At 71.1% G+C, this 23,339-nt stretch carries 22 protein-coding genes; 7 read left to right on the forward strand and 15 right to left on the reverse strand.

Annotated features, from left to right (window positions below; genetic code table 11):
* Positions 1-98: 98 nt before the first annotated feature.
* Positions 99-776 (reverse strand): hypothetical protein, encoded by a 678-nt coding sequence (locus ACFWN2_RS22375; RefSeq protein WP_382430152.1) that lies wholly within the window; start codon positions 774-776, stop codon positions 99-101.
* Positions 773-1,141, reverse strand: coding sequence for a YchJ family protein (locus tag ACFWN2_RS22380; protein WP_382430154.1), 369 nt, complete (start codon positions 1,139-1,141; stop codon positions 773-775). The genes ACFWN2_RS22375 and ACFWN2_RS22380 overlap by 4 nt, the downstream gene beginning before the upstream one ends.
* 95 nt (positions 1,142-1,236) lie before the next feature.
* Here ACFWN2_RS22380 and ACFWN2_RS22385 point away from each other — a divergent pair, with 95 nt between their 5' ends.
* Entirely contained in the window at positions 1,237-1,788 is a 552-nt protein-coding gene (locus ACFWN2_RS22385; protein WP_382430156.1) for a DivIVA domain-containing protein, read from the forward strand.
* 54 nt (positions 1,789-1,842) lie between these two features.
* On the opposite strand, the gene ACFWN2_RS22390 is transcribed toward ACFWN2_RS22385, so the two are convergent.
* The 9 genes from ACFWN2_RS22390 to ACFWN2_RS22430 form a co-directional block, all read right to left on the reverse strand.
* A complete protein-coding gene (locus tag ACFWN2_RS22390; protein WP_382430158.1) occupies positions 1,843-2,859 on the reverse strand; it encodes an SDR family oxidoreductase in 1,017 nt (338 codons plus the stop codon).
* Positions 2,860-2,891: 32 nt separating this feature from the next.
* The gene (locus ACFWN2_RS22395; RefSeq protein ID WP_382430160.1) at positions 2,892-3,287 is read right to left on the reverse strand and encodes a TIGR03618 family F420-dependent PPOX class oxidoreductase; all 396 of its coding nucleotides are present in this window, start codon (positions 3,285-3,287) and stop codon (positions 2,892-2,894) included.
* Between the two features lie 8 nt (positions 3,288-3,295).
* A complete protein-coding gene (locus ACFWN2_RS22400; protein ID WP_382430162.1) occupies positions 3,296-3,925 on the reverse strand; it encodes a TetR/AcrR family transcriptional regulator in 630 nt (209 codons plus the stop codon).
* A 54-nt stretch (positions 3,926-3,979) separates the two neighbouring features.
* Positions 3,980-4,849 carry an SAM-dependent methyltransferase gene (locus tag ACFWN2_RS22405; RefSeq protein ID WP_382430164.1) on the reverse strand — a complete coding sequence of 290 codons (870 nt, stop codon included), beginning with the start codon at positions 4,847-4,849 and terminating at the stop codon, positions 3,980-3,982.
* 22 nt (positions 4,850-4,871) lie between these two features.
* Positions 4,872-5,741, reverse strand: coding sequence for an alpha/beta fold hydrolase (locus ACFWN2_RS22410; protein ID WP_382430166.1), 870 nt, complete (start codon positions 5,739-5,741; stop codon positions 4,872-4,874).
* 203 nt (positions 5,742-5,944) lie between these two features.
* Positions 5,945-8,158 carry an alpha-N-acetylglucosaminidase TIM-barrel domain-containing protein gene (locus ACFWN2_RS22415; RefSeq protein ID WP_382430168.1) on the reverse strand — a complete coding sequence of 738 codons (2,214 nt, stop codon included), beginning with the start codon at positions 8,156-8,158 and terminating at the stop codon, positions 5,945-5,947.
* Positions 8,155-9,417: an MFS transporter gene (locus ACFWN2_RS22420; RefSeq protein ID WP_382430170.1), complete on the reverse strand. Its 1,263-nt coding sequence runs from the start codon at positions 9,415-9,417 to the stop codon at positions 8,155-8,157. The genes ACFWN2_RS22415 and ACFWN2_RS22420 overlap by 4 nt, the downstream gene beginning before the upstream one ends.
* On the reverse strand, positions 9,417-9,809 hold the full coding sequence (locus tag ACFWN2_RS22425) for a PaaI family thioesterase (RefSeq protein WP_382430172.1): 393 nt from the start codon (positions 9,807-9,809) through the stop codon (positions 9,417-9,419). The genes ACFWN2_RS22420 and ACFWN2_RS22425 overlap by 1 nt, the downstream gene beginning before the upstream one ends.
* A gap of 118 nt (positions 9,810-9,927) precedes the next feature.
* Complete coding sequence (locus tag ACFWN2_RS22430; RefSeq protein WP_382430174.1) at positions 9,928-10,986, reverse strand: LacI family DNA-binding transcriptional regulator; 1,059 nt, start codon at positions 10,984-10,986, stop codon at positions 9,928-9,930.
* A 223-nt stretch (positions 10,987-11,209) separates the two neighbouring features.
* Here ACFWN2_RS22430 and ACFWN2_RS22435 point away from each other — a divergent pair, with 223 nt between their 5' ends.
* The 6 genes from ACFWN2_RS22435 (at position 11,210) to ACFWN2_RS22460 (ending at position 18,605) form a co-directional block, all read left to right on the forward strand.
* Positions 11,210-12,190, forward strand: a complete 981-nt coding sequence (locus ACFWN2_RS22435) for a nucleoside hydrolase (protein ID WP_382430176.1) — start codon at positions 11,210-11,212, stop codon at positions 12,188-12,190.
* A complete protein-coding gene (locus tag ACFWN2_RS22440) occupies positions 12,187-13,218 on the forward strand; it encodes a BMP family protein (RefSeq protein ID WP_382430178.1) in 1,032 nt (343 codons plus the stop codon). The genes ACFWN2_RS22435 and ACFWN2_RS22440 overlap by 4 nt, the downstream gene beginning before the upstream one ends.
* Positions 13,219-13,283: 65 nt before the next feature.
* A complete protein-coding gene (locus tag ACFWN2_RS22445; protein ID WP_382430180.1) occupies positions 13,284-16,058 on the forward strand; it encodes an ATP-binding cassette domain-containing protein in 2,775 nt (924 codons plus the stop codon).
* The gene (locus tag ACFWN2_RS22450) at positions 16,055-16,999 is read left to right on the forward strand and encodes an ABC transporter permease (protein WP_382430182.1); all 945 of its coding nucleotides are present in this window, start codon (positions 16,055-16,057) and stop codon (positions 16,997-16,999) included. Before ACFWN2_RS22445 ends, ACFWN2_RS22450 begins: the two co-directional genes overlap by 4 nt.
* 44 nt (positions 17,000-17,043) lie before the next feature.
* The gene (locus ACFWN2_RS22455) at positions 17,044-17,970 is read left to right on the forward strand and encodes a zinc-binding alcohol dehydrogenase family protein (RefSeq protein WP_382430184.1); all 927 of its coding nucleotides are present in this window, start codon (positions 17,044-17,046) and stop codon (positions 17,968-17,970) included.
* Between the two features lie 23 nt (positions 17,971-17,993).
* Positions 17,994-18,605 (forward strand): TetR/AcrR family transcriptional regulator, encoded by a 612-nt coding sequence (locus ACFWN2_RS22460; RefSeq protein WP_382430186.1) that lies wholly within the window; start codon positions 17,994-17,996, stop codon positions 18,603-18,605.
* Here the strand turns inward: ACFWN2_RS22460 and ACFWN2_RS22465 are convergent.
* Genes ACFWN2_RS22465 through ACFWN2_RS22480 form a run of 4 tightly spaced genes read right to left on the reverse strand, consistent with a single transcriptional unit; the run spans position 18,585 to position 23,335 of the window.
* Complete coding sequence (locus tag ACFWN2_RS22465) at positions 18,585-19,586, reverse strand: LLM class flavin-dependent oxidoreductase (protein ID WP_382430188.1); 1,002 nt, start codon at positions 19,584-19,586, stop codon at positions 18,585-18,587. The two genes, ACFWN2_RS22460 and ACFWN2_RS22465, sit on opposite strands and share 21 nt — an antisense overlap.
* On the reverse strand, positions 19,583-21,934 hold the full coding sequence (locus ACFWN2_RS22470) for a xanthine dehydrogenase family protein molybdopterin-binding subunit (RefSeq protein WP_382430190.1): 2,352 nt from the start codon (positions 21,932-21,934) through the stop codon (positions 19,583-19,585). Before ACFWN2_RS22470 ends, ACFWN2_RS22465 begins: the two co-directional genes overlap by 4 nt.
* Positions 21,927-22,451: a (2Fe-2S)-binding protein gene (locus ACFWN2_RS22475; protein WP_382430192.1), complete on the reverse strand. Its 525-nt coding sequence runs from the start codon at positions 22,449-22,451 to the stop codon at positions 21,927-21,929. The genes ACFWN2_RS22470 and ACFWN2_RS22475 overlap by 8 nt, the downstream gene beginning before the upstream one ends.
* Entirely contained in the window at positions 22,448-23,335 is an 888-nt protein-coding gene (locus tag ACFWN2_RS22480) for an FAD binding domain-containing protein (RefSeq protein ID WP_382430194.1), read from the reverse strand. Before ACFWN2_RS22480 ends, ACFWN2_RS22475 begins: the two co-directional genes overlap by 4 nt.
* Positions 23,336-23,339 lie beyond the last annotated feature (4 nt).

Here is a 23,339-nt window from a genome sequence, read left to right on the forward strand (position 1 = left end):
GCCATCCCGGTCACTCGCCCTTTCGGCTTAATCGGGCAACGGTGGTGCACGCTATCAAGACGCACCGCACACCTGTCACCCAGTCGGGTTATTTGATCTCATCCGATCGAGACCCACACCGCCCGCGCCCGTCCGCACACTCCGTGAGGCCCGATGATCGCGGACGCGGAGTAGGCCTTGCGTCCCTCCTTGCCAAGCTCCCACGCCAGGAGCACGTGGTCCACGCCCAGTTCCACGGGTTGCTCCACCTGAGCGACAAACGTGCCGAGCACGAACGCCGGGCCGCCGTCCGGCGCGACCGGTTGCGCGGACGGGCAGTCGAGCGCGGCCCAGACGACCTCCGGCAGGACGTTCACGCCGTCGTGGGGCAGGACGTCACCCGGACGCCACACCCCCGCCCACTCGTCGCGGCCGTCGAGCGGCCCGAGCAGCGCCGCGATGCCGTCGTCGCGGCCGGGCCCGCAGCCGAAGCACGTCGGGAACGGGTGCCTGTCGCGCCACGGCATCTTCGCCGAGGCCTTCAGCGCCTCCTCCAGCGTCGGAGCGGCGGGAACGTCGAGGTCGAGCGTCGCCGGCTCGGCCGAGGCGATCACCGTCTCACCGTCGAGCAGCTGCCCGTCGACAACCTGCAGCTCCCGGTCCAGCGGCACCGGCTTGCGCAGCCGCACGCTCACGGTCCGCGCGTCGACCTGCGCAGAGAGCAGGCCAGCCGAATATCCGCCGTTGCCCGTGCCCGGAGGCCCGTTGAACCTGCTCGCGACCGTCACGGTGCTCATTCCAGGCCCTCCGCGTACACCCACTGGCCGTTCTCCCTGACGAACTTGCTCCGCTCGTGCACCACGCCCCCGACGTAGTGCGCGCGGAACTCCACGACGCCCTCGTTCTGGAACATCCCGCCGTTCTCGGTCGCCAGGACCTCCAGCTTCAGCCACCGGTCGGTCGAGTCGATTCCCGCGCTCGACGGGCGGTGCCGCGAGGCCCACGTGCGCAGCAGGTAGTCCTCATCGGACACCGCGAAAGCGCTGTAACGGGACCGCATCAGCTGCTCGGCCGTCGCCGCCTTGCGGGCTCCGGAGTGCAGCGCACCACAACAGTCCACATAGGACTGGCCGGTGCCGCAGGGGCACAGTTTGTTGTTCACGTCCACATTGTGCCTGGTGAACCCGTTAGAACCGATGCCCCGCCCCGTACGTACACCTTGACAAGACTGACTCGCGGGAGGCAGAGGAGACGGCAGTGAGTGTCGACAGCAGGACCGAGCTCGTACCGCTACGCACCTGGTTCGGGCTCCGATGGCGCGGCTACGACCGCGACGAGGTGGACGACTACGTGGCCGAACTGGAGGCCGAGCTGCGCCTGGTCACGGCCGACCGCAACGCCTCCGAGGCCCGCGCGGACGCCCTGGCCAGCAGAATGACGTCGGTCCAGGAGGAGAACGCCGCCCTGCAGGACGGCCTGCACCGCATCTGCCTCACCCCGATCGACCCGAAGGGCCTGCCGGAACGCCTGGCCCGCATGGTCGCCCTGGCGGAGGAGGAACGCCGCGACGTCGTCAGGGACGCCCAGCTCAAGGCGCTGATGATCGTGGGCGAGGCCGAGCAGCGCGCCCGTCAGCTCGACGAGGAGGCGGCCGCGAAGCGCGAGGGGATCCGCGAGGACTTCCGCCTGGCGATGTCGGCTCGCCGCGCCGAGGCGATGCGGGCGCTGGCCGAGCTGCGCAACGTCGCCCGTGACGAGGCGGAACGCATCGTGGCGGAGGCGAAGATCCAGAACCTGCACATCGAGTAGACGCTGCGCGTGCAGGGGCGGGCGGGGAGGCTCCCCGCCCGCCCCTGCACGCGGTCACGCCCGTCCCGCGGGGACCCGTGGCGTGAGGAAGCCCTCCTCGATCAGGCTGTCCGCCGTGTCCACGATCGTCTGCCGCGGCGGCCGCGTCTCCCACCCCAGCTCGGCCCGCGCCTTGGCCGAGGTGACGAGCTCCCGGCGGTCCAGCAGGCCCAGCACCACCCGCTGCGACGGCGCGAAGCGCACCAGGAACCGCACCACCCAGCTGGGGATCGTGGTCGTGGACACGCGGAAGCCCCTGCCGTTGTACTCGTCGGCGAGGACGCGGGCGAGGTCCGGCATCCAGGTCTCCTCGCCGGCGAGGATGTAGCGCTGCCCGGCGGCGCGGGGTGACTCCAGGGCGAGGAGGTGGCCCGCGGCGAGGTCGCGGACGTCGACGAACGCCTGGGCCACGTGCAGCGGCGCGGGGATGGCGCGGCTCATCAGGCGGCGGACGATCTCCACCGTCGTGCCGGGCGAGGCGCCTTCCAGCGGGCCGATCACCGAGCCCGGGTTGACCACGACCAGCTCGAACCGTTGTGCCGGCGGCAACTCCTCCACGAACTTCCACGCGGCACGCTCCGCGAGGGTCTTGCTCTTGGCGTAGGCCCCGCAGTGGTCCACGTCGGACCAGTCCGCCTCCGTGTGCACCCTCGGGTCGTGCCGGTCCGCGCGCATGCGGATAGCCGAGATCGACGACGTCAGCACCACGCGTTTCACCGTGCCCGCCGCGGCGGCGGCGCGCAGCACCCTTAGCGTGCCGTCGACGGCGGGGCGGATCAGGTCGTTCTCGTCAGCGGGTTCAGTGGAGGGGAACGGCGACGCCACGTGCATCACGTGGTCGCAGCCGGCGACCGCCTCCGCCCAGCCGTCGTCCGACTCGAGGTCGGCCCTGACCACCTCGACGCCCTCGGCGAGTGCCGCGGCGGAGGAACGGACGGTCGCCCGCACCGAGTAGCCGCGGGCCAGCAGTTCCCTGGTGACGTGGCGGGCGATGAAGCCGGTGCCACCCGTGACGAGGACGCGTTGGGACATTCTGGTGCTCCAGCGTTAGGGCACCCGCCGGGTCAGGGCGTGTGCAGTTTGTCGACCTTCACGGTGAGCAGCACGCGCTGCTGCACCTCGCTGCCGCCGAACCCGGGATAGGGGCGGCCGATGTACTTCTGGGACAGCTCGTCGATGTGCTCGCGCGCGCCGACGGTCGTCATGGCCACGACGGTGCCGCGCAGCCCCCAGTACCGCGACGGTGCGGCGGGGTCGGCGATGCCGAGCGCGATGCGCGGGTCGCGCCGGAGGTTGCGGGCCTTCTGGTGCGTGTCCACGGTGTTGATGAGGACGTGTTCGCCGTCCGTGCCCGCCCAGGTCTGGGAGATCTGCGGCGATCCGTCGGGCATGAGCGTGGTCACGAAGCACAACGCCTTGGCGTTGAGGACGGTGATCAGGTCTTCTGGCAGAGCAGTCATGGAGGTCTTCATCTCGTCTGGTCGTTGTAGAGGTGGTCGATGACCGTCTCGTCGGGCGGGTCGCCGGACAGGTCCGCGTGACGCAGGCCCGCCAGGGCCACCCTCAGGGCGCGGCGCCACAGCCCCGGTGCGTAGGCGCGGGAGGCGTCCAGGACGCCGCCCACCATCACGTGCGCCGCGGCGAAGTCGGCGGGTGTCGCCCCCGCCGGGAGCTGACCCGCTTCGACGGACCTGCTGATGAGGCCGGCCACCAGCGGGGTCATCCGCTCGTGCGCCCGCGTCACCAGAGCCGTGGCCTGGTGGCGGCCGCGCAGCAGCTCCCCCAGCCCCCGGCTCTGCGCCTCGACCTCGAGTTGCCGTTCCAGGAACCAGGCGAGCCCGGCCCAGGCGTCCTCGTGGCGCGAGGCCTCCTCCGCGAACCCGATCACCTTGTCGACGTGCTCGCTGAACAGGGCGTCCAGCAGGTCCTGCCGATCGGGGAAGCGGCGGTAGACCGTGCCCATCCCGGTGCCGGCGGCCCGCGCGATGTCCTCGTACGGGACGTCCAGGCCTCGCACCGCCATCAGCTCGTACGCGGTGCGCAGCAGCAGTTGGCGGTTGCGTTCGGCGTCGCGACGCAGTGGAGCGGAGTCGGTCACCAGCCGAAGACTAGACAAGTGGAATACTTATTCCAAGTTGAAGACCTCTTCCGTTTATCGGGTCTTGCGGCCCAGCGCCCAGCGGGACATCCGGATCGGATCGTCGACGGAGGGGTCGGGGCCACGGCCGTAGCGCGCGGTGTGGTCGGCGACCGGTCGTTCGTCGATCTCCCATCCCAACGTCCTCAGCGCGCCCGCCGAGTCGGGGCGGGCACTGTCGTCGAGCAGGCTCGGCAGGTGCGAGCCGATGGCCTCGCCGGTGCCCGAGTACAGCTCGTGGTCGCGGAACTCGGACGTCTCCTGCCCGAGCACGACCTCGTAGCCGATGTGGCTGCCGGGCGCGGACAACTTGTCGACCTGGCCGAGCACCCGCTCCTCCACCGCGCGGGGCAGGTACGGCAGCACCCCCTCCGCGATCCAGGTCGTCGGCAGGTCCACCGAGAAACCGGCGTCGAGCAGCGCGACGTCCCACGCATCGGCGAGGTCGACGACCAACCGGTCCACCCGCACGTCCGCCTTCGCGCCGACGGACACGAGGACCTCGGCCTTGAACGCCAGCACGTCCGCGCGGTCGATCTCGAAGACCCGCACCGACTCCGGCAGGCCGAGCCGCAGGGCGCGGGTGTCCATCCCTGCCCCGAGCAGCACGACCTGCGGGGTCGCGGACGCCAGCACGGCGTCGTCGAAAACCCTTGTGCGCAAGGAGCAGTAGGCACCCAGACGACCCCACACCGGGTGCGCGTCGCCGCCCTCGACGTTCTCGATGCGGGTGGGCATCGCGACCCCGGAACGCGCGTGGCGGACGAAGTGCTCGGCGTAGGGGTCCCGGACGAGGCCGTCCGGGCGGTGGGTCTCGATCGCCCTCATGGCGGTGATCATGAGGGCGGTGGTGCTCACGCCCTCGGACAGCACGGTGTCGTTCACAACGGTTCCTCCAGCAGGAAGTTCAGGCCCTGGCGGCGTTCGCCACGACGGCGTCGACGATCCGTTCCCACGCGAACTCGGGCAGGTCGTGTCCCATGCCGGGGATCACCGTCAGCTCCGCACCGGGGACAGCGGCCGCCACGGCACGCCCTCCGCTCACGTTCACCAGGGGGTCGTCCTCGCCGTGGATGACGGCCGTGGGGACCCGCACCGTGCGCAACGCCTCGGTGCGGTCGGGCGCGGTCGCGTTGGCGGCGAGCTGGCGGAACATGCCCGCCGGGTGGTGGGCGCGGTCGTGGGCGACGGTGGCGCGGCGGGTCAGTTCCTCGTCGCTCGTCTCACCGCCGGGCGACCCGATGACGCGGTGCAGGCGTGCCTCCGCGGCGATCGCCGTGGCGCGGTCGGCACCGGGCGGGACGGCGAGGGCGGCGGGGTCTTCGAGGGTGGACTGGCCGACCGAGCGGTCGCTCGTCGTCGACATGATCGACGCGAGGCTGCGGACGAGTTCCGGGCTGTCGACGGCGAGCTGCTGGGAGATGCCGGCGCCCATCGACGCCCCGACGAGGTGCACCGGTGCCAGCCCGAGGGCGCCGATCAGGCCGGCGAGGTCGTCGACCATGTCGGAGAGCCGGTAGCGGACGGTGGAGAGGTCGCCGCTCATGAGGCCGGGCAGGTCGACGTCGCCGAGGTCGTCGAGCCACTGCGACAGGCCGACGTCGCGGTTGTCGAAGCGGATGACGTGGAAGCCGCGTCCGGCGAGGAGCTCGCAGAACTCCTCCGGCCACCCGAGGAGCTGCGCCCCCAGCCCCATGACCATCACCATCGGCGGAGCGTCGGGGTCGCCGAACGAGTCGTGGTAGAGCCTGATCCCGTTGGACTGGACGAAGGGCACACCGGCCCCTTTCTGTTGAAGATGACGGGGTTCGGTGCTCTAGGGCCTGTGTCGAAGTCCGGTCCGCGACAGCCGGGCCCGAGGCGGCCCCTGGCGGCACGGCCGGAACGACCACGTACAACACCGGTACGCGGCCGTCCCGGCCGCACCACCAGGAACCACCTCAAGCGCGACTCTCATCGAACCGGACTTCGACACAGGCCCTAGATCTTCTGCACGGTGCGCACCGCGAGGTCGAGCACGACGGCCGCCGCGTGCCTGGAGTCACCGCCCGGCCGGTCGGGGTAGGTGGTGCCCGCCCGGTTCCACCGGTCGGCGTGGGCGTACCAGTCGACGGGGGTCGTCGTGCCCCCGGTCAGCGTCAGCCGCACCTCACCGAGCCAGAGCACCCAGCGGGAGCGGTAGTAGTCGCCCACCAGGCCGGCCCACGAGCGGGTCGCGTACTCGGTCAGGACGGTCGTGTCCTCGTAGCCCCACGACGTCAGCAGGCGCTTGGCCTCCTCGGCTAGGTAGTCGCGCTCGTCGTCGTCCCCGCCCCACGCGCGGGCGTCGGCGAGCCACCGGCCGAGCAGGAAGTGCTCGTTCGTGGCGAGGACGGCGTCCTGCGCGTCGATCAGGTCGAGCAGCTGCTGCGCGGCGGCGTCGTAGGCCTCGACGTCACGAGCCCGCGCGGCGGCGGCGATCTTGCGCAGCGCGGTGCGGGCCGCGTCGTCCGCGACCTGACGGGCGAGGTCGACGAGGTCGTGGGACAGGCCGGGCGAGTCCAGCCGTCCGGCGGCGTCGAGCAACGCCCGCAGCGCCGGGATCAGGGCACCACCGGGGTAGCCGAGCGCACGCGGGCCCATCAGGCTCGCCTGGTTCGCGTCGAGGCTCGGCACGGACGCGATCACCGAGTCGGTGACGGCGTAGGGCGACGAGTTCTCGGACATCGCGGTCTCCAGCGCGCCGAGCGACGCCGCGAGCTCCGGCACGCCCCGCACCTCCGCCGCGTCGACCGGGAGTCCGGCGAGCGCCTGCACGGTCTCGGCGGGCAGACCGCCCTTCCCGTCGTGCCGCCACGGCCCGTAGGCCGTGCGCAGGAGGATCCGCCACGCCTCGTGGGCCCGGTCGTCCGCGGCGCCGTACCGCGACACCGTCCACTCCCGGAGCCACGCGCCGAGGTCGACAGGCGCGCCGGCCCAGGTGAGGTCGTGGAAGAGGTCCCACAGCACGGGGTTGTTCGCGACGCCCTCGGCCATGTCGGTGATGCGGGAGAGTCCGGGCAGCCGGTGCTCGCCCTGCCAGCGGCGCGGCAGCGAGGCCACGTGCGCGAGATCGCCGTAGAGGGCGGTCCGGCCGCCGTAGTTGGGCAGGATCCCGAGCACCCACTCGGGACCGCCGAACCCGTCCTCGCGGTGGTCCTCGCCGGTGAGGTCGAGGACGACGACGCGGCCGGTGTCGACCGCCCCGACCAGTTCGCGGCGGGGGTTCCCGGCCCAGGCCTGCATGACCCAGGTGGAGTCGGGGTCCGCCGCCGTCATGGCCTTCTGGACACCCCTGGCCGCCTCGCCGAGGTCGGTGCCCCCGGTGTCGCCACCCTCGTGGACCAGGTCCACGGCCCACAGCCCGGTCATGCCGAACGCGGCCCGTTGCTCGGCGTAGAACATCTCCGCCACGGCCGCGTAGGCGTCGGTGGTGGTGTCGAGCCAGTCCGGCCGCACGGGACCGACGACGTCCTTGAACCAGCGCCCCTGCGGGACCGTGCGGGCGTCGGGCCGGTGGCCGGTGAAACCGGGCGGGACCGTGCCGCTGAACCCCGGCAGGATCGGGACGACGTCCAGCTCCCGCATCCGTTCAATGACCCTGCGGGCCAGCGCCGCGCGGTCGTCGACGAGGTTCCTGCTGGTGCCGCGACCGAAGTTCTGGATGTTGTTGAGCCACAGCCACGGCTGGTGCGACGGCGGCCCCAGCCACCGCAGGAGCTCCTCCTCGCCGTACCCGCAGCGCAGGAAGGTGGTGAGGTGGACGAGTTCCTGGCCGAGGGTGAGGTGCGCGGCGGTCACCCCGCTCGCCGCCAGCAGGTCGATCTCGTGCTCCCACCGCGCCCAGTCGTAGAACGGGGTCGTGTACCCGGCGACGGTGAGGTTGTAGGCGACCCGGCGGCCGATGGTCGCGTCGCCGGAGACCTCCGCGCCCTCCGGCAGGGCGCGGTCGACCGGCCGGGTGCCGATGCGCGAGACGTGGCCGACGCCCGTCCTGCGGGCGAACGCGGCGTACCCGGCGACGGCCGCGCCGGCACCGGACGCCGTGACGGTCAGGACTCCCCCGGCGGACCGCGCCCGGAAGCCGTCCTCGACGTCCGCCGTGAGATCGACCCGGACGGCGCCGCCCGGCAACCCGCTGAGCCGGCGGATCGCGGCCTCGGCGTGCTCGTTCACTCGCTCTCCCAACGGGTCTGGTGCTCGGACACGGCCTGCGGGCGCACGCGCAGCACCGCGAAGGAACCGATCAGCGCGATGGCGCCGCCGACGAGGAACAGCGCCGGATACCCGCCGAGCGTCGTCACCGCGAGCGACGCGACGAACGGGGCGATGACCTGGGGTGCGGTCAGCGCGATGTGGAACACGCCGAGGTCGCGTCCGGCGTCACCGGCCTTCGGCAGCACGAGCGTCGCCAGGGCCAGGTCCACCCCGAGGTAGAGGCCGAGCGCGAACCCGCCGAGCGCGGTGCTGACCAGGAACGCGGACCACGTCGGCCACAGCAGCGGCACGAACAGCGCGGCGGAGAGCAGGACCGACGACACGAACACGAACCCGCGATGCCGTCCGAGGCGGTCGACCAGAGGCCCGGCGACCGCGGTGCCCACCGTCACGAACACCAGGCTGAGCGTCAGCGAGGTGGCGACACCGTCCGCGGCCGTCGTGCCGGCAGGGGGTTCGATGAAGTCCTGCAACAGGTACAGCGTGAACCCGTTGATCATGTTGTAGCCGAGGTAGAGCACGGCACGGGAGACGAAGACCCAGCGGTAGTCGCGGAAGCGCAGGCTGCCGAACATCCGCCGCAGCTCCCCCGCGACGTCGCGCTCGCCCGGAGCGTGTTGTCGTGCCTCCCGCACGAGCCACGCCGAGAGCGCGGAGGCGAGCGCGAAGGCCGCGGCCAGCACCGCGTACCCGAGCAGCGCGGAGTCCACGAAGAGCGCGCCGAGCTGCACACCGACGACGCTGCCGACGGGCAGCCCCAGGCCCTGCACGGTGCTGGCGAGGCCGTGCCGGTGCGGCGGGATCCGGTCGGGGATCGTCGCCAGCACCACGTTGAGCCCGACGTTCACGGTGCCCTGGACCAGGAACCAGCCGGCGAGCAGCCCGGCGACCGACCCGGACGCGCCGAGCACCAGCAGCGAGGCGGCCGTGGCGAGCCCGCCGAACAGGATCCACGGCGTCCGCCGCCCCCACCTGCTCCGGGTGCGGTCGGACAGCAGCCCCACCACGGGCGGCACGGCGAGGGAGGCGATCGCGCTGACGCCCGTCACCAGGGCCAGCGCCGAAGGTGCGGCATCCCCGGCGGCGAGCCGGACCTGCGTCGGCAGCAAAACGGACAGCACACCACCGATGGCCGCGTAGCCGGCGACGTTGATCAGGAACATCGACGCCAGCACCGGCCAGACGCGGCGCGTCCCCGCGTGGACCAGGCCGCGCATCAGCGCGACTCGACCACGGCCTGCGTCTGCACGACGTGCAGGCAAAGCGCGCCGTCCGCGTCGGTCACGTCGACCACGACGACGACCAACCGCCGCCCGACCCGCAACGGACGTGCGGTGGCACGGGCCGTGCCGGTGAGCGGGCGGAGGAAGTGCGAGGTCGCGTCCGCCGTCGTGGTCACCGAGCCGGCGTTCAGGACCGAGCAGACCGTCGCGGTCATGTCCGCGAGCGCCATCAGCGCGCCGCCGTGCATCCCGCCGCCGATGGTCGAGACGGCGTGACCGCCCTCCAGCTCCGCGACCGTCTCGTGCGGTTCCAGTCGCACGAACTTCACGCCCAGCGTTTTCACGTAGGGCGCCATGCCCTCGACCATCTCTTGGGTGACGTCCATGTGCCACAACCCATCCAGCGTCAAGACCGAACGTTCTATCGCTCGACGATAGCAGGTGTTGTAGCGAACGCTACAGAGGGATCGTCAGGGGCCGGCCGCCACCGCCGAACCCCCAGCCTCACGACACCGCAGCCGCCTCCCCGGCAGCCGCCTCCCCGGCAGCCGCCCTCTCCCCCGCCCGCCGCGAAGACGTCCCCAACTCCAGCGTGGGCGCGAGCCGGTTCCGCCGCACGGCCCCACCGCCCCCGTCGATCCGCCCGAGCAGGAACCCCACCGCCTCCGCCGCGATCGACGACACCGGCTGCACCACGGTCGTGATGCTCGGCCAGAACACCCGAGCCAGCTCGCTCCCGTCGAACCCGGTCACCAGAACGTCCCGAGGCACGTCATGACCGAGCTCGCGCAGCTTCGAGATGACCCCGACCGCGATCTGGTCCGAGCCGCAGACGATCGCGTCGGGCAGCGGCCCGGAACGGACGATGTGCTCGGCGGACGCCGCGCCGCACGGGATGCTGAACTCGCCGCGATAAGTCGCGCGCACGTCCATGCCGTGCCTGCGGGCCAGGCCGTGGAAGCCCTCCCACCGCTCGACGCCGTCGCTCGTGGTGTCGTCCGAGCCGGCGAACGCCACGCTGCTGACACCTTGGGCGGCGAGGTGCTCGAAGACGAGTTCCATGCCCACCGCGTTGTCGACGCCGACGAAGTCCGCCACCGGGCGGTCGGTGGCCCGGTCGATCTCGACGATCGGGAGTCCTTCCGGGACGTTCGCGAACGACTGGGCGGTGGCCGCGCGGTCGGAGGCGATGATGAAGATGCCGTCGACCCTGCGTTCGCTGAACACCCTGAGGCGGCGGACTTCCTCCTCCACGAAACCGTGCGAGTCGGCGAGCAGCAGTTCGAACCCGGCGCGGTTGAGCTCCTCCTCGACGGCGTCGACCAGCTGGGCGAAGAACGGGATGCCGATCACCGGCACGATCATCCCGACGAGCCTGGACGAGCCCTGGCGCAGCGCGCGGGCCACCGGGTCGACGCGGTAGCCCATCTCCTCGGCGACCACGCGGACGCGTTCCATCGCCTCCCGCGAGACGCGCGGCTTGCCCGCCAGTGCCCGTGAGGCGGTCGCGATCGACACGCCGGCCCGCGCCGCGACGTCGGCCAGCGTGACCGTGGCCTTCATAGGTGGCCCCTTTCGTCCCGGCTCACGTTAGTTGCACCGGCGCGGCCGCCGCACCAGCACCGGCAGGCCGCATAACGACTCGGCAACACCCTTGACAGCGCCTTCACCTGCGGGTTCTATGTTCCAAAATCTGTGGAATCGATTCCACTTCTCTTCCACAGCTTCCACGGACAGCTGGGCACCACCCAGCTCGACACCGACGTCGCGCCGAAGGGCAGACACCGTGAAGAAGATCATTTTGGATTGCGACCCCGGGCACGACGACGCGATCGCGATCCTGCTGGCGGCCGGCAGTCCGGACGTCGAACTGCTCGGCATCACGACGGTCGCGGGCAACCACACGATCGACAACGTCACCCGCAACGCCCTGTCGGTGTGCGCGGCGTACGGCATCGAGGTGCCCGTCGCACGGGGCGCCGCGTGGCCCCTCGTCGGCCCCCAGGTGCTGGCCAAGGAGGTCCACGGCGAGACGGGGCTGGACGGCCCGCCGCTGCCGGAGGCCGCGTTCGACCTCGACGAACGGCACGCCGTCGACTTCATCATCGACACCGTCATGGCCCACGAGCCCGGCACCGTGACGCTCGTGCCGGTCGGCCCGTTCACCAACATCGCGCTGGCGCTGCGCAAGGAACCGCGCATCGCCGAGCGGGTGGAGTCCGTGGTCGTGATGGGCGGGAGCTTCACGCGCGGCAACGTGACCCCGACCTCCGAGTTCAACGTCTACGCCGATCCCGAGGCCGCCGAGGTCGTGTTCCGGGCTCCCTGGAACGTCACGATGGTCGGCCTCGACCTCACGCACCAGGCGCTGGCCACCCGCGAACTGCAGGACCGGGTGCGCGCGGTCGGCGGTCCCATCAGCGAGTTCGTGCTCGGTGTGTGGGAGTGGGTGGCGACGCGGTTCGAGAGCCTCCAGCAGATCGAGGCACCGGTCGTGCACGACGCCTGCTGCGTCGCCGCCGTCATCGACCCCACCGTCTTCACCGTCGAGAAGGCCGACGTGCGGGTCGAGCTCACCGGGACGTGGACCAGGGGCATGACCGTCGCCAACTTCGAGTCCGCGCCCGGCAAGAACCACTTCGGCTCCGCGACCGAGCAGGGCGACTACCGCACGGACGTCGCGATGACGCTCGACTGGCCCCGGTTCGCGGACCTGATCACCGACGCGCTCCAGCACCTCACCAGAGTCCGGAAAGGACAGTCATGAACAGCAAGCGATGCCGCCACATCGCCCTGACCGCCGTTCTCGCCGTCGGCCTCGCCGCGTGCGGCGGCGGTACCGGCGCCCAGAGCGGTGGCACGGACGGGAAGTCGATCGCGAACGTCGTCCCCGGCGCTCTCGGCGACCAGAGCTTCTACGACGACGCGGAAAGCGGCGTCACGACCCTCAAGTCGTCCGGCTACAAGACGAGCACGCTGCAGGCCGACGCGAGCAATCCCGCGCAGTGGAAGGCGAACCTGCAGTCCGTCTCGACAGGACAGTTCGGACTCGTCGTGATGGGCAGCTCGACCGCCGCCGACACGATGACCGAGACGGCGCCGAAGTTCCCCGACCAGAAGTACGTCTTCTACGACGGTGAGATCAAGGCGCCGAACGTCGCGTCCCTCACCTACAAGCAGAACGAGGGATCGTTCCTCGCCGGTGTCCTGGCCGCTCTGGTCACCACGGAGAACAAGGACTTCCCGCTCGCGTCCGGCAGCAAGACCATCGGGCTCGTGGGCGGCATGGACATCCCGGTGATCCACGACTTCGCCGAGGGCTTCAAGGCCGGCGCCAAGGCCGTGTCCCCGGACGTCAAGGTGCTCACCAGCTTCGTCGGGTCCTTCTCGGACTCCGCCAAGGGCTACGACCAGGCCAAGGCGATGTTCGACCAGAAGGCGGACGTCGTCTACCAGGTCGCCGGCGGCGCCGGGGTCGGCGTGCTGCAGGCCGCGAAGGACGCCGGCAAGTACGCGATCGGCGTCGACAGCAACCAGAACGAGGTGCAGGCGGGGCACGTCCTCGCGTCGATGCTGAAGCACGTCGGCGCCTCGATCGTCCAGGTGGCCAAGGAGAACGAGAAGGGCGCGCTACCCGTCGGGAAGACCACGTCGTTCGGCCTCGCCAACGACGGTGTGGGCCTCACCTACGACGACAACGGCGGCATCGTGCCGCAGGCCGTGATCGCCAAGGTCGACGAGTACAAGCAGAAGGTCGTCAGCGGCGAGATCAAGGTCCCGACCGTGCTGGGCTGATCCGGGGCGTGGCGGTGGAGGTGACCCCTCCACCGCCTGCTCCGCCGTTCGTGAGGAAGAGGCCAATGGATCACCCACTGCTCGAGTTCCGCGGCATCACCAAGACGTTCGGGCCGAAGGTCGCCAACGACGACATCTCGCTCTCCATCGGGCGGGGCACGATCCACGCGATCGTCGGGGAGAACGGCGCCGGCAAGTCCACCCTGATGAACATGCTCTCCGGGAACCTCCAGCCCGACTCCGGGGAGATCCTCGTCGAGGGCGCGCCCGTGGTGGTCGGCAGTCCGAAGAAGGCGGACTCGCTGGGCATCGGCATGGTGCACCAGCACTTCAAGCTCGTGCCGTCGCTGACCGTCGCGGCGAACATCTTCCTGGGCAGGGAGACGACGACCGGCTTCGGCGCGCTCGACCGGCGCGCGATGGAGGACAGGGTCCGCGCGCTGTCCGCGGAGTTCGGCCTCCCGGTCGACCCGCGGGACAGGGTCGGGGACCTGTCCGTCGGCGAACGGCAGCGGGTCGAGATCGTCAAGGCGCTCTCCCACGACACGCGCCTGCTGATCCTCGACGAGCCGACCGCCGTGCTCACATCGGCCGAGACAGACGAGCTGTTCGTCGTGCTGCGCCGGCTCGCCGCGCAGGGCTGTTCGGTCGTCTTCATCTCCCACAAGCTCGGCGAGGTGCTCGCGGTCGCCGACGAGATCACCGTCATCCGCGACGGCAGGGTGATCGACAGCCGGCCGGCGCAGGGGCTCACGCAGACCGACATCGCGTCGATGATGGTCGGGCGCGACGTGCTGCTCCGGATCCAGCACACGCCGGCGCGGCCGACGGAAGAGGTGTTGCGCGTCGACGGGCTCTACGCCGTCGACCAGCGCGGGGCGATCGCCGTCAACGACCTGAGCCTGCGCGTCCGCCGGGGTGAGATCGTCGGCGTCGCCGGGGTCGAGGGCAACGGCCAGGCCGAGCTCGCGGCCGCCATCGCCGGCATGAGCCTGCCGCCGCGCGGAACCGTGACGATCGCCGGTCACGACGTGACCAGGGCACCGGTCGCGGACCGCCGCGCACGCGGGCTCGCCTACATCCCCGAGGACCGGCACGAGGAGGGCGCCGCGCCCTCGCTCAGCATCGCCGAGAACATCGCCGCCGGGCACCTGACGCCACCGATCGCACGCCGTGGCTGGCTCTCGGCCACGGCGATCCACCGCTACGCCCGCGAGCTGATCGCGAAGTTCGACATCCGCGGCGCCGCACCGGACACCACGATCGGCTCGCTGTCCGGCGGCAACATGCAGAAGGTCGTCATCGCGCGGGAGTTCGAGTCGGGGCCCGACCTGCTGATGGTGTCGCAGCCGACCCGCGGCGTGGACGTGGGCGCGATGGAGTTCGTCCACAACTCCCTCGTCCGCATCAGGGACGAGGGCGCGGGCGTCCTGCTCTTCTCCGCCGATCTCAACGAGGTGATGAGCCTCTCCGACCGCCTGCTGGTGCTCTACCGCGGCACGGTCGTCGCCGAGTTCACCCAGGCGACCATGTCCGAGCTCGCGGTCGGTCTCGCGATGGCCGGTGTCACGCCGACCGCGGAGGCGCTCGCCGAGGCGGAGGCCGAGCACGCGCGCGTCGCCGCCGAACTGGAGGCGAGCGGCACGCGCGTGGAGGACGGGTCCGCCCAGGTCGAAGTGGTCGACACGGCACCGGAACCGCTCCCCCGCGCGGAGGTCACCGAGCCCGCGGGCCGGGAGTGGCGGGCGGGACTGGCGGAGTTCGCCGGCCGGGCGCTGACGAGTGCCGTGCAGCCTCTCGTCGCCGTGCTCATCGCGCTGGTGGTCGGCGCCGTGATCATCCTCGCGATCGGCCAGAACCCGGTCACCGCGTACGTCGAGCTCTTCGCGTCGCCGTGGCGCACGCCGTTCGGCATCGCCAGCGTCATCGCGATGTTCGTCCCGCTGACGATCATGGCCGGGGGAACGATCATCTCCTTCCGGGCCGGGTTCTTCAACGTCGGCGGCGAGGGTCAGCTCTACCTGGGCGCGTTCTTCGGCGCCTTCGCCGGGTTCACGTTCCACGGCCTGCCGCCGCTGGTCCACATAGGACTGGTCCTGCTGGCCGGGACGCTCGCCGGCGGGCTGTGGGGGCTCGTCCCCGGCGCCCTCACCGCGTTCCTGCGCGTCGACATCGTCGTGGTGACGCTGCTGATGTCCCAGGTGGCACTGCTGATCACGAACTTCTTCGTCACCGGTCCGTTCCGCGATCCCCGCGCGACCGTGGCCGGCTCGCCCAGGATCGACGCGTCCGCGGTGCTGCCCGTGTTCGACCCCGCCCACGGTCTCGGTCCCGACCTCGTCATCGCGCTGGTGATCGCGATCGCGCTGGGGCTCGTGCTCACCAGAACGTCGTGGGGCCTGCGGGTCAGGGAGATGGGCGAGCTCAACCGGTTCGCCGACTACGTCGGCACGTCCACGAAGAGCATGGCGATGCAGGTGATGGCGCTCAGCGGCGCGGTCGCCGGGTTCGCAGGGGCGCTGTTCGTGATCGGCCCGAACGGCGGCCGGTTCCTGCAGCAGTTCTCCCCCGGCCTCGGTTTCCTCGCGATCACCGTCGCGCTGCTCGCGCGGCTCAACCCGTGGGCGTCGCTGGTGGCGGCCCTCTTCTACGCGACGATGATGGCCGGTGGCACCGGGATCCAGGCCGTCGGCGTGCCGTTCCCGATGATCAGCGTCCTGCAGGGGCTCATCGTCATCGCGATCACCGCCACGTTCTTCCTCAACCGGCGCAGGAGGAAGAGGAAGTCCACAGTGGACGCCAATCCCGATTCGGCCCTCCCCAAGGCGGTGTCAGCGTGAACGCGATCCTCCAGCAGATCCTGACGGCCGGGACGCTCGCCGTCGTCCTCGCCAAGAGCACTCCCATCCTGCTCGCCGCGATCGGCGGTGGCTTCACGCAGGTCGGCGGCATCCTCAACATCGGCCTCGAAGGCATGATGCTGATGAGCGCGTTCACCGGGATCGCCGTCGGCGCCGTCACGAACCCGTTCCTCGGCGTGATCGCCGCGGTCGGCGGCGCGGTGCTCCTCGCGCTCGTGTACGCGGTCGCGAACCTGGTGTTCAAGGCGGACAACATCGTCGTCGGCATCGGGATCAACCTGCTCGCCGCCGGGATCACGGTCCTGTTCCTCACCGTGCTGTACGGCAACGCGGGCGCGACGCCCGGCGATGTGAAGTCGATCCTGCCGCCGATCGACCTCGGTCTCGTCGGTGACCTGCCGGTCGTCGGCGCGCTGCTGAACCGCCAGACCGCGTTGGTGTGGCTCGCGTTGCTGCTCGTGCCGGTGTACTGGTTCGTGCTGTACCGCACCCGCTACGGCGTCCACCTGCGCGCGGTCGGCGAGGACGAACCAGCGGCGCTCGCGGCCGGTGTCCCCGTGCTCAGGGTCAAGTTCGTCTCGATCATCGCCTCCGGCGCGCTGTGCGGCTTGGCCGGCGCGCAGCTCGCGATGGCGTCGGTCGGCTCGTTCACCGCGAACATGACGTCGGGGCGCGGTTTCATCGCCGTCGCGGCGATCATCTTCGCCCGCGGCCGTCCGGTGCCCACCCTGATCGCCTGTCTCGTCTTCGGCGCCGCGGACGCGATCGCCGACCGGCTGGCGCTCGGGGGCGTGAACTCTTCGCTGTCGTTGCTGACGCCGTACGTCATCACGATCGTCGCGCTGACCATCGCGGCGTACCGGGTGCTGGCGGCGGCGAGGACGCGCACGAGGAAGGGGTTGCAGCAGGCAGGAGCCTGAGTATAACGTTCCGTTCCGTATCGGAACGTTATTGGGAGGTTGTCGTGCTCGCTGCGGTCGTGCGGGAGTCGGGGAAGCTGGAGACCGTCGAGGTGCCGGATCCCGTGCCGGGACCTGGTCAGGTGCTCGTGGACGTCGAGGCGATCGGCGCTGGCTACGTCGACGTGATGATCAGCCGGGGCCAGTACCCGGGAGCCACCGGCGGCGCGGGCACGGTGCCGGGGGTGGAGGTCGTCGGCAGGGTCCGGGACGGCGACCTCGCGGGCCGGCGCGTGCTGGCGTTCGCCGGCGACGGCGGGTACGCGGAGCAGTTCGTCACCGGCGCGAGCGCGGTCCTGCCGGTGCCGGAGGACGCCGACGCCACCGAGGTGGCCGCGCTGGGGATGAACGCCCTGGTCGCGCACCTGGCGTTGCGCCGGGCCTCGGCGGCGGCAGGCGACAGCGTGCTCATCCGCGGCGCCGGCGGTGGGATCGGTGTGCTGACGACACAACTCGCGCGTGCCATCGGAGCGGACGTCACCGCGGTCACCTCCTCGCAGGCCCGCGGTGAGCGTCTGCGGGAGCTGGGTGCCTCGCGCATCTTCGACCGCACGACCGCGGAGGTCCCCGCCGAGTCGTACGACGTGGTGATCGACACCGTCGCCGGGCCGGGCACCGCGAGCTACCTGGGGCTTCTGGGCGGCAACGGGCGGTACGTGCTCGCCGGCGCGGCCGGTGGCATGCCGTCCGACGACGTCGTCGCGACCCTGCTGCGCGACTTCCACCGGTCGCCGTCGCTGTTCGCGTTCAGCCTGAACTCGGTGGCCGCGCCGGACCTGCTGCGGGCGTGGGAGGAGGTCACCGCGCTGTGGCAGCGGGGTGAGCTGACACCGGTGATCCACGACCGGCTGAAGCTCGGCGAGGCCGCGCACGCCATCGAGCTGGTGGAACGCGGTACGCCGTTCGGCAAGGTGGTTCTGCTGCCTCGTTAAGCTGGGCGGGACCAGGAGGTGCAATGGCACGCCGACGCGACGAGCGCATCGACCACGCCGTGCTGGACGCGGTCTCCGCGCTCGTGCGCGAGGTGGGCTACCCGGCGCTGACGATGGAGGCCATCGCCGCCAGGGCGGGCACCACCAAGCCCGCCATCCGCCGCCGCTGGCAGAGCCGTCAGCAACTGGTCGTCGCGGCCATGGCGCGCGACCGCGTCGGCCTGACGGAGATCGACACCGGCTGCCTGCACTGCGACATCACCGGACATCTGGAGGCCCTGCGCGCCGGCATGGAGGACGCCGCGCTCGGTCCCGTGATCCCGGCGCTGCTGGCCGATCTCGCCGGCGATCCCGGACTGCACGAGGAGTTCCTCGACGTGCTTTGGGAACCCCGGCGGCAGGCGTGCGTGGCCACCCTCCGCAAGGCGCAGGAGCGGGGAGAGCTGGAGCAGACCGCCGACGTCGACCTCGTGCTGGACCTGTTCGCCGCTCCGATCGTCTTCCGCGCGTTGTTCCGGCACGCGGCGATGGGACCCGACTTCGCGGAACTGGTCACCTGTGCGGTGCTCGCCGGTGTGGGCGGTGCCGCGGGACGCGAGTGCGCCCGTGCGGCGTCAGCGTCCGGCCGCCGCTGACGCCGGCATCGCGTTCCTGACGCGCGGCACCACTTCCCGGGCGAACAGGGCCATCGCCCGGTCCGCCTCCGCCGCGGGGAGACCGGGCACCTGGAACGACACGTCGAGCGCGTCGAGCCGGCAGTCCTCCGCGTAGGCGGCGAGCGTGCGGGCGACCGCGTCGGGGCCGCCCACGACCCAGCCGAGCTGCGCGCAGATGTCCTCCACGCGCCATTCCCCCTGTCTGGCACGCACTTTCTCGCGCCAACCAGGAGACGGCGGGGTGAAGTGGGCCCAGAAGTACCGCGCGACGGCCTCCATCCGTTGATGCGCGGTCCTGTCGTCGTCGGCGACGAACACGAGACGGGCGGCGCGAACGGGACCGCGACCACCGTGCTCGCGGAAGTCCTGTGTCAGCAGGGGATGTCGTTGCCCGCCGAACATGCCGACGAAGTACCCGAGCCCCTCCCGCGCGGCGAACGCCCTCGACTGATCGTCGGCGGACGCCACGAGAACGCGCGCCGACAGGTCGCGGACGCTCAGACCGGACTCGTGACCGCCCGCACCGCGCAGGATCCCGAGCAGGTCGCGCGCCCGTTCCCGGAACGCGGCCCGGCGACGCGCGCGCCCGGTCTGCCCGAGCGCCGGATCACCCTGTCCCGCACCGATTCCGTACCAGGCGCGGCCGGCGGTCAGCAGGTCCAGCGTCGTCAGTTCCTCGGCGAGCTGCCGCGGGTCCGCCTCGGTGATCAACCGGACCGCCGTGCCGAGCCCGATGCGGTCCGTCTCCCCCGCCAGTCGCGCGACGAGCAGCTGGGGAGCCGCGATCCTGCCCGAGATCCCACCGAACATCGGGGCGTGCTGCTCGGTGAACCACGCGACGTCGAACCCGAGCCGGTCCGCGAGCACCGCGGACCGGCAGGCGTCGCGCAGCACCGCCGCGTCGTCCCGTTCCGCGGTCGCCCAGCCGTGGAACAGCACGCCGAACCGCGGCGGCGTCACAACTTCCCGAGCGCTCGGAGGACCCTCTCCGGGGTGAGCGGCAGGTCGAGGATGTGCACGCCGATCGCGTTGGCGACCGCGTTCACGACCGCGCTGGCGCCGTCGTTGTTCGCGGACTCGCCGATGCCCTTCGCCCCGAACGGGCCGGTGTCCTCGAACGTGTCCGCGAAGAACACGTCGAAGTCGCGGCAGGCGTCCCGCGAGGTGAAGATCTTGTAGTTCAGGTAGTCGGGGTTGAGCGTCCGCCCGGTCTCCCGGTCGACCTGGATCTCCTCCAGCAGCGCGTACCCGAACGCCTGCGCGGCGCCGCCGTGGATCTGGCCCTCGACCAGCACCGGGTTGATCACCTGGCCCACGTCGGACCCGGCGACGACCCTGTCGATCGTCACGTGCCCGGTCTCGGTGTCCACGGACACCTCGACGAACTTGCACGTGAAGTGGGACGCCGTCGTCACCGCGCGCTTGCTCTCCTCGGCCATGATCGTGCCCCACTGGCGCATCTGGGCGGTCCGCGCGACCTCCTCGATCGTCACGGAGGCACCGGAGCCGTCCAGGACGCTGGCGCGGCCACCGCCGAGGACGACGTTCTCCGGTTCCGTCTCCAGGACCCTGGCCGCCATCCCGATCAGGATGTCGCGCACCTTCTCCGCCGCGAGCTTGGCGACCATGCCGGACACGTAGGTGCTGCGGCTCGCGTGGGTGACCACGTCGTAGGGCGAGGAGTCGGTGTCGGTGTTGGTGACGACCACGTCCTCGGCGCGCAGGCCGAGGACCTCGGCCACGATCTGGGCGTGTCCCATCAGGTTGCCGGTGCCCATGTCGATGAGCGCGGTCGTGAGGCTCGCGGTGCCGTCCTCGTTGATCTTCACGATGCTGCCCGCGTACTCGAGGATGTCCGAGACCTCGTTCGCCTGGCCGCAGCCCGACGTGTGGAACGCGCGGCCGAGCCCGATGCCCTTGCGGATCTTCTTGTCGCCCTGCCGCGCGAACTCCGCCCTGCGCTCCCAGCCGATCCGCTTCGCGCCGGAGGTGAGGATCTCCTCGACGCCGCAGCTCTTGACGTGGTCGATCACGTTGGGGCCCTGGGCGTAGTAGACGTCGCCCTCGCGGATGTAGTTGCGCAGCCGCAGGTCCACCGCGTCCATACCCAGCTTCTCGGCGAGGATGTCCATGTGGCTCTCCACCGGCACGTTCGCCTGGGGGTTGCCGAAACCGCGGAAACCCGCGGCGGGCGGGGTGTTGGTGTAGATCACGTGACCGGTGAACTTCTGGTTCGGCACGCGGTACATGGACATGAACCAGCCGCCCATGCACTTGGTGACCCACTCGCCGGAGCAGGCGTAGGCGCCGGTGTCGACGTGCGCCTCCATCTGGTGCGCCACCAGGGTTCCGTCCCGCTTCACCCCCGTCTTGAGCCGCACCGTCGCCGGGTGCCTGCTCGTCGACATCATGTCCTCCTCGCGGGTGAGCTGGAGCCTCACCGGCTGACGCGCCTTCATCGCCAGCAGCGCCGCGATCGGTTCGTCGACGTTCATGTCGAGACGGGCGCCGAAGGCACCGCCGAGGAAGGTCTGGTGGACGTTGATGCGGTTGTAGGGGATGCCCAGCGCGCGGGCGAGGTTGTGGCGCAGTCCGTGGATCGACTGCGTCGTGCACCAGACCTCCAGCCGGCCGTCCGGCAGCGGGTCCACGACGATGCAACGCCGTTCCATGGGGCTCTGCTGCTGTTTCGGGACGGTGAAGGTGTTCTCGATGACGATGTCGGCCTCGGCGAAGCCCTTTCCGACGTCGCCCACCTCCATCTCGATGGTGCGCAGGACGTTGCCGGTGAGGTGGTCCGCCTCCTCGCCCCACAGCACGGTGTCGTGGATCTGAGCGGCGTTCGGCTTGATGGCGGAGAACGGGTCGAGTGACGCCGGGAGCTTCTCGTACTCCACCTCGATCGCGGCGACGGCCTGTGCCGCGACGTCCGCCGAGGTGGCCGCCACCGCCGCCACCACGTCACCCACGTACCGCGCCTTGTCCGGGATGACGAAGTTGTCGCGGGGCATGTACTCGGGCGGCAGCGCGAACTCCCGGCCGTAGGGGTGCGACGGCGCGTCCTCGTGCGTGATGATCGCCTTGACGCCGGGGATCGCCAGCGCCTTCGAGGTGTCGATCCTGGTGATCCTCGCGTGCGGGTGCGGGCTGCGGAGGATCTTGATCTCCAGCATCCGCGGCAGCTTCCGGTCCCCCACGAACTCGAGGTGCCCGGTCACCTTGTGGACCGCGTCGAACTTGGGGACCCTCCTGCCGATGTTGCGGTACTCGTCGGACACACCGGGCGACTCCCGCAGCGCCTCAGACATCGCGTTCTCCCCGGATCTCGGTGCGGGCGGAGGCCACAGCCTCGATCAGCTTGACGTAACCGGTGCAGCGGCAGAGGTTCCCGGCGAGCTCCTCCGCCAGGTCGTCGGCCGTCGCGTCGGGGTTCTCCGCGTAGATCGCGAGGGTCGCCATCACGACACCGGGCGTGCAGTATCCACATTGGACACCGCCGCCGTCGACGAGCGCCTTCTGCACGGGGTGGAGCTCACCGCCGCGCGACACGCCCTCGATGGTGGACACGGTCCTGCCCTCCGCGCGCAACGCGGGGTACATGCAGGAGTAGACCGCCTGCCCGTCGACCTGGACCGTGCAGGTGCCGCACCCGCCCGTGTCGCAGCCGCGCTTCGTGCCGGTCAGGCCGAGCCGCTCGCGCAGCACCGCGTTGAGGCTCTCGTAGGCGCCGACCGCGACGGTCGTCGGATCTCCGTTCACCTCCAGGTTCAGGATCCTGCTGCTGGTGGCCGGCGATCCGGCTGCGGGGTTGGTACCGCGGGTCATGGGGCGGCCCTCCTGGTCGCCTGCGTGAGGCATCGGGTGAGGTAGACCTTGAGAAGGTGGTTGCGGAAGTCCGCGGAGCCGCGGAAGTCGCTGAAGGCGCGGACGTCCTCGGTGACGTGCCGGGCGGCCCGCTCGATCTCGTCGGTGGTGGCCGGCCGTCCGAGCAGGGCCTGCTCCGCGGTGACCGCGCGGGTGACCTTGCGGCCGATGCCACCGCCGAGCGCGATCCGGACGCCGGTGAACCGGTCGCCCCTCACCTCGACCTGGACGCCGATGCTGATCAGCGCCCAGTCGACCGAGTTCGACTCGAACTTCTGGAACGAGCCGCCCGTGCCGGGTCCCGGCACCGGGAACTCGACCTCGGTGAGCACCTCGCCGAACTTCAGGTCGGGCAGGAAGAAGTCCCAGAAGAAGTCCTCGATCGGCCGTGTCCTGGCCGCCGTGCCCACGCCGCGGGTCGTCACCGACGCGCCCAGCGCCACGAACGCGGCGGGCAGGTCGAAGAAGGGCAGACTGGAGCAGATGCTGCCGCCGACGGTGCCCATGTTGCGGATCTGCATGGGGCGGATGCCCGCGATCGCGTCCGTGATCACCGCCAGCCGGCGTGGCGCGGTGTTGCGGGCGTACGCGGCCAGTTCCGTGAACGTCACGGTGGCTCCGACGCGGAGGTCCCCGTCGTGCTGGGAGATCCGTCCCCAGGGGAGTCTGGTCACGTCCACCAGGGTGCGCACGTCGCCCATCCCCTTGCGGTAGGCGAGCTCGTGGATCGTCGTGCCGCCGGCGATGATCTGGGCCGTGTCACCGTGCCGGTCGAGGATTTCGAGGAGTTCGTCGACTGTGGACGGGAACAGGTAGTCCTTGGGGCGGAACAGGAGTACGGGCACTCGA

Source organism: Lentzea sp. NPDC058436 (assembly GCF_042721515.1).
Taxonomy (GTDB): Bacteria; Actinomycetota; Actinomycetes; order Mycobacteriales; family Pseudonocardiaceae; genus Lentzea.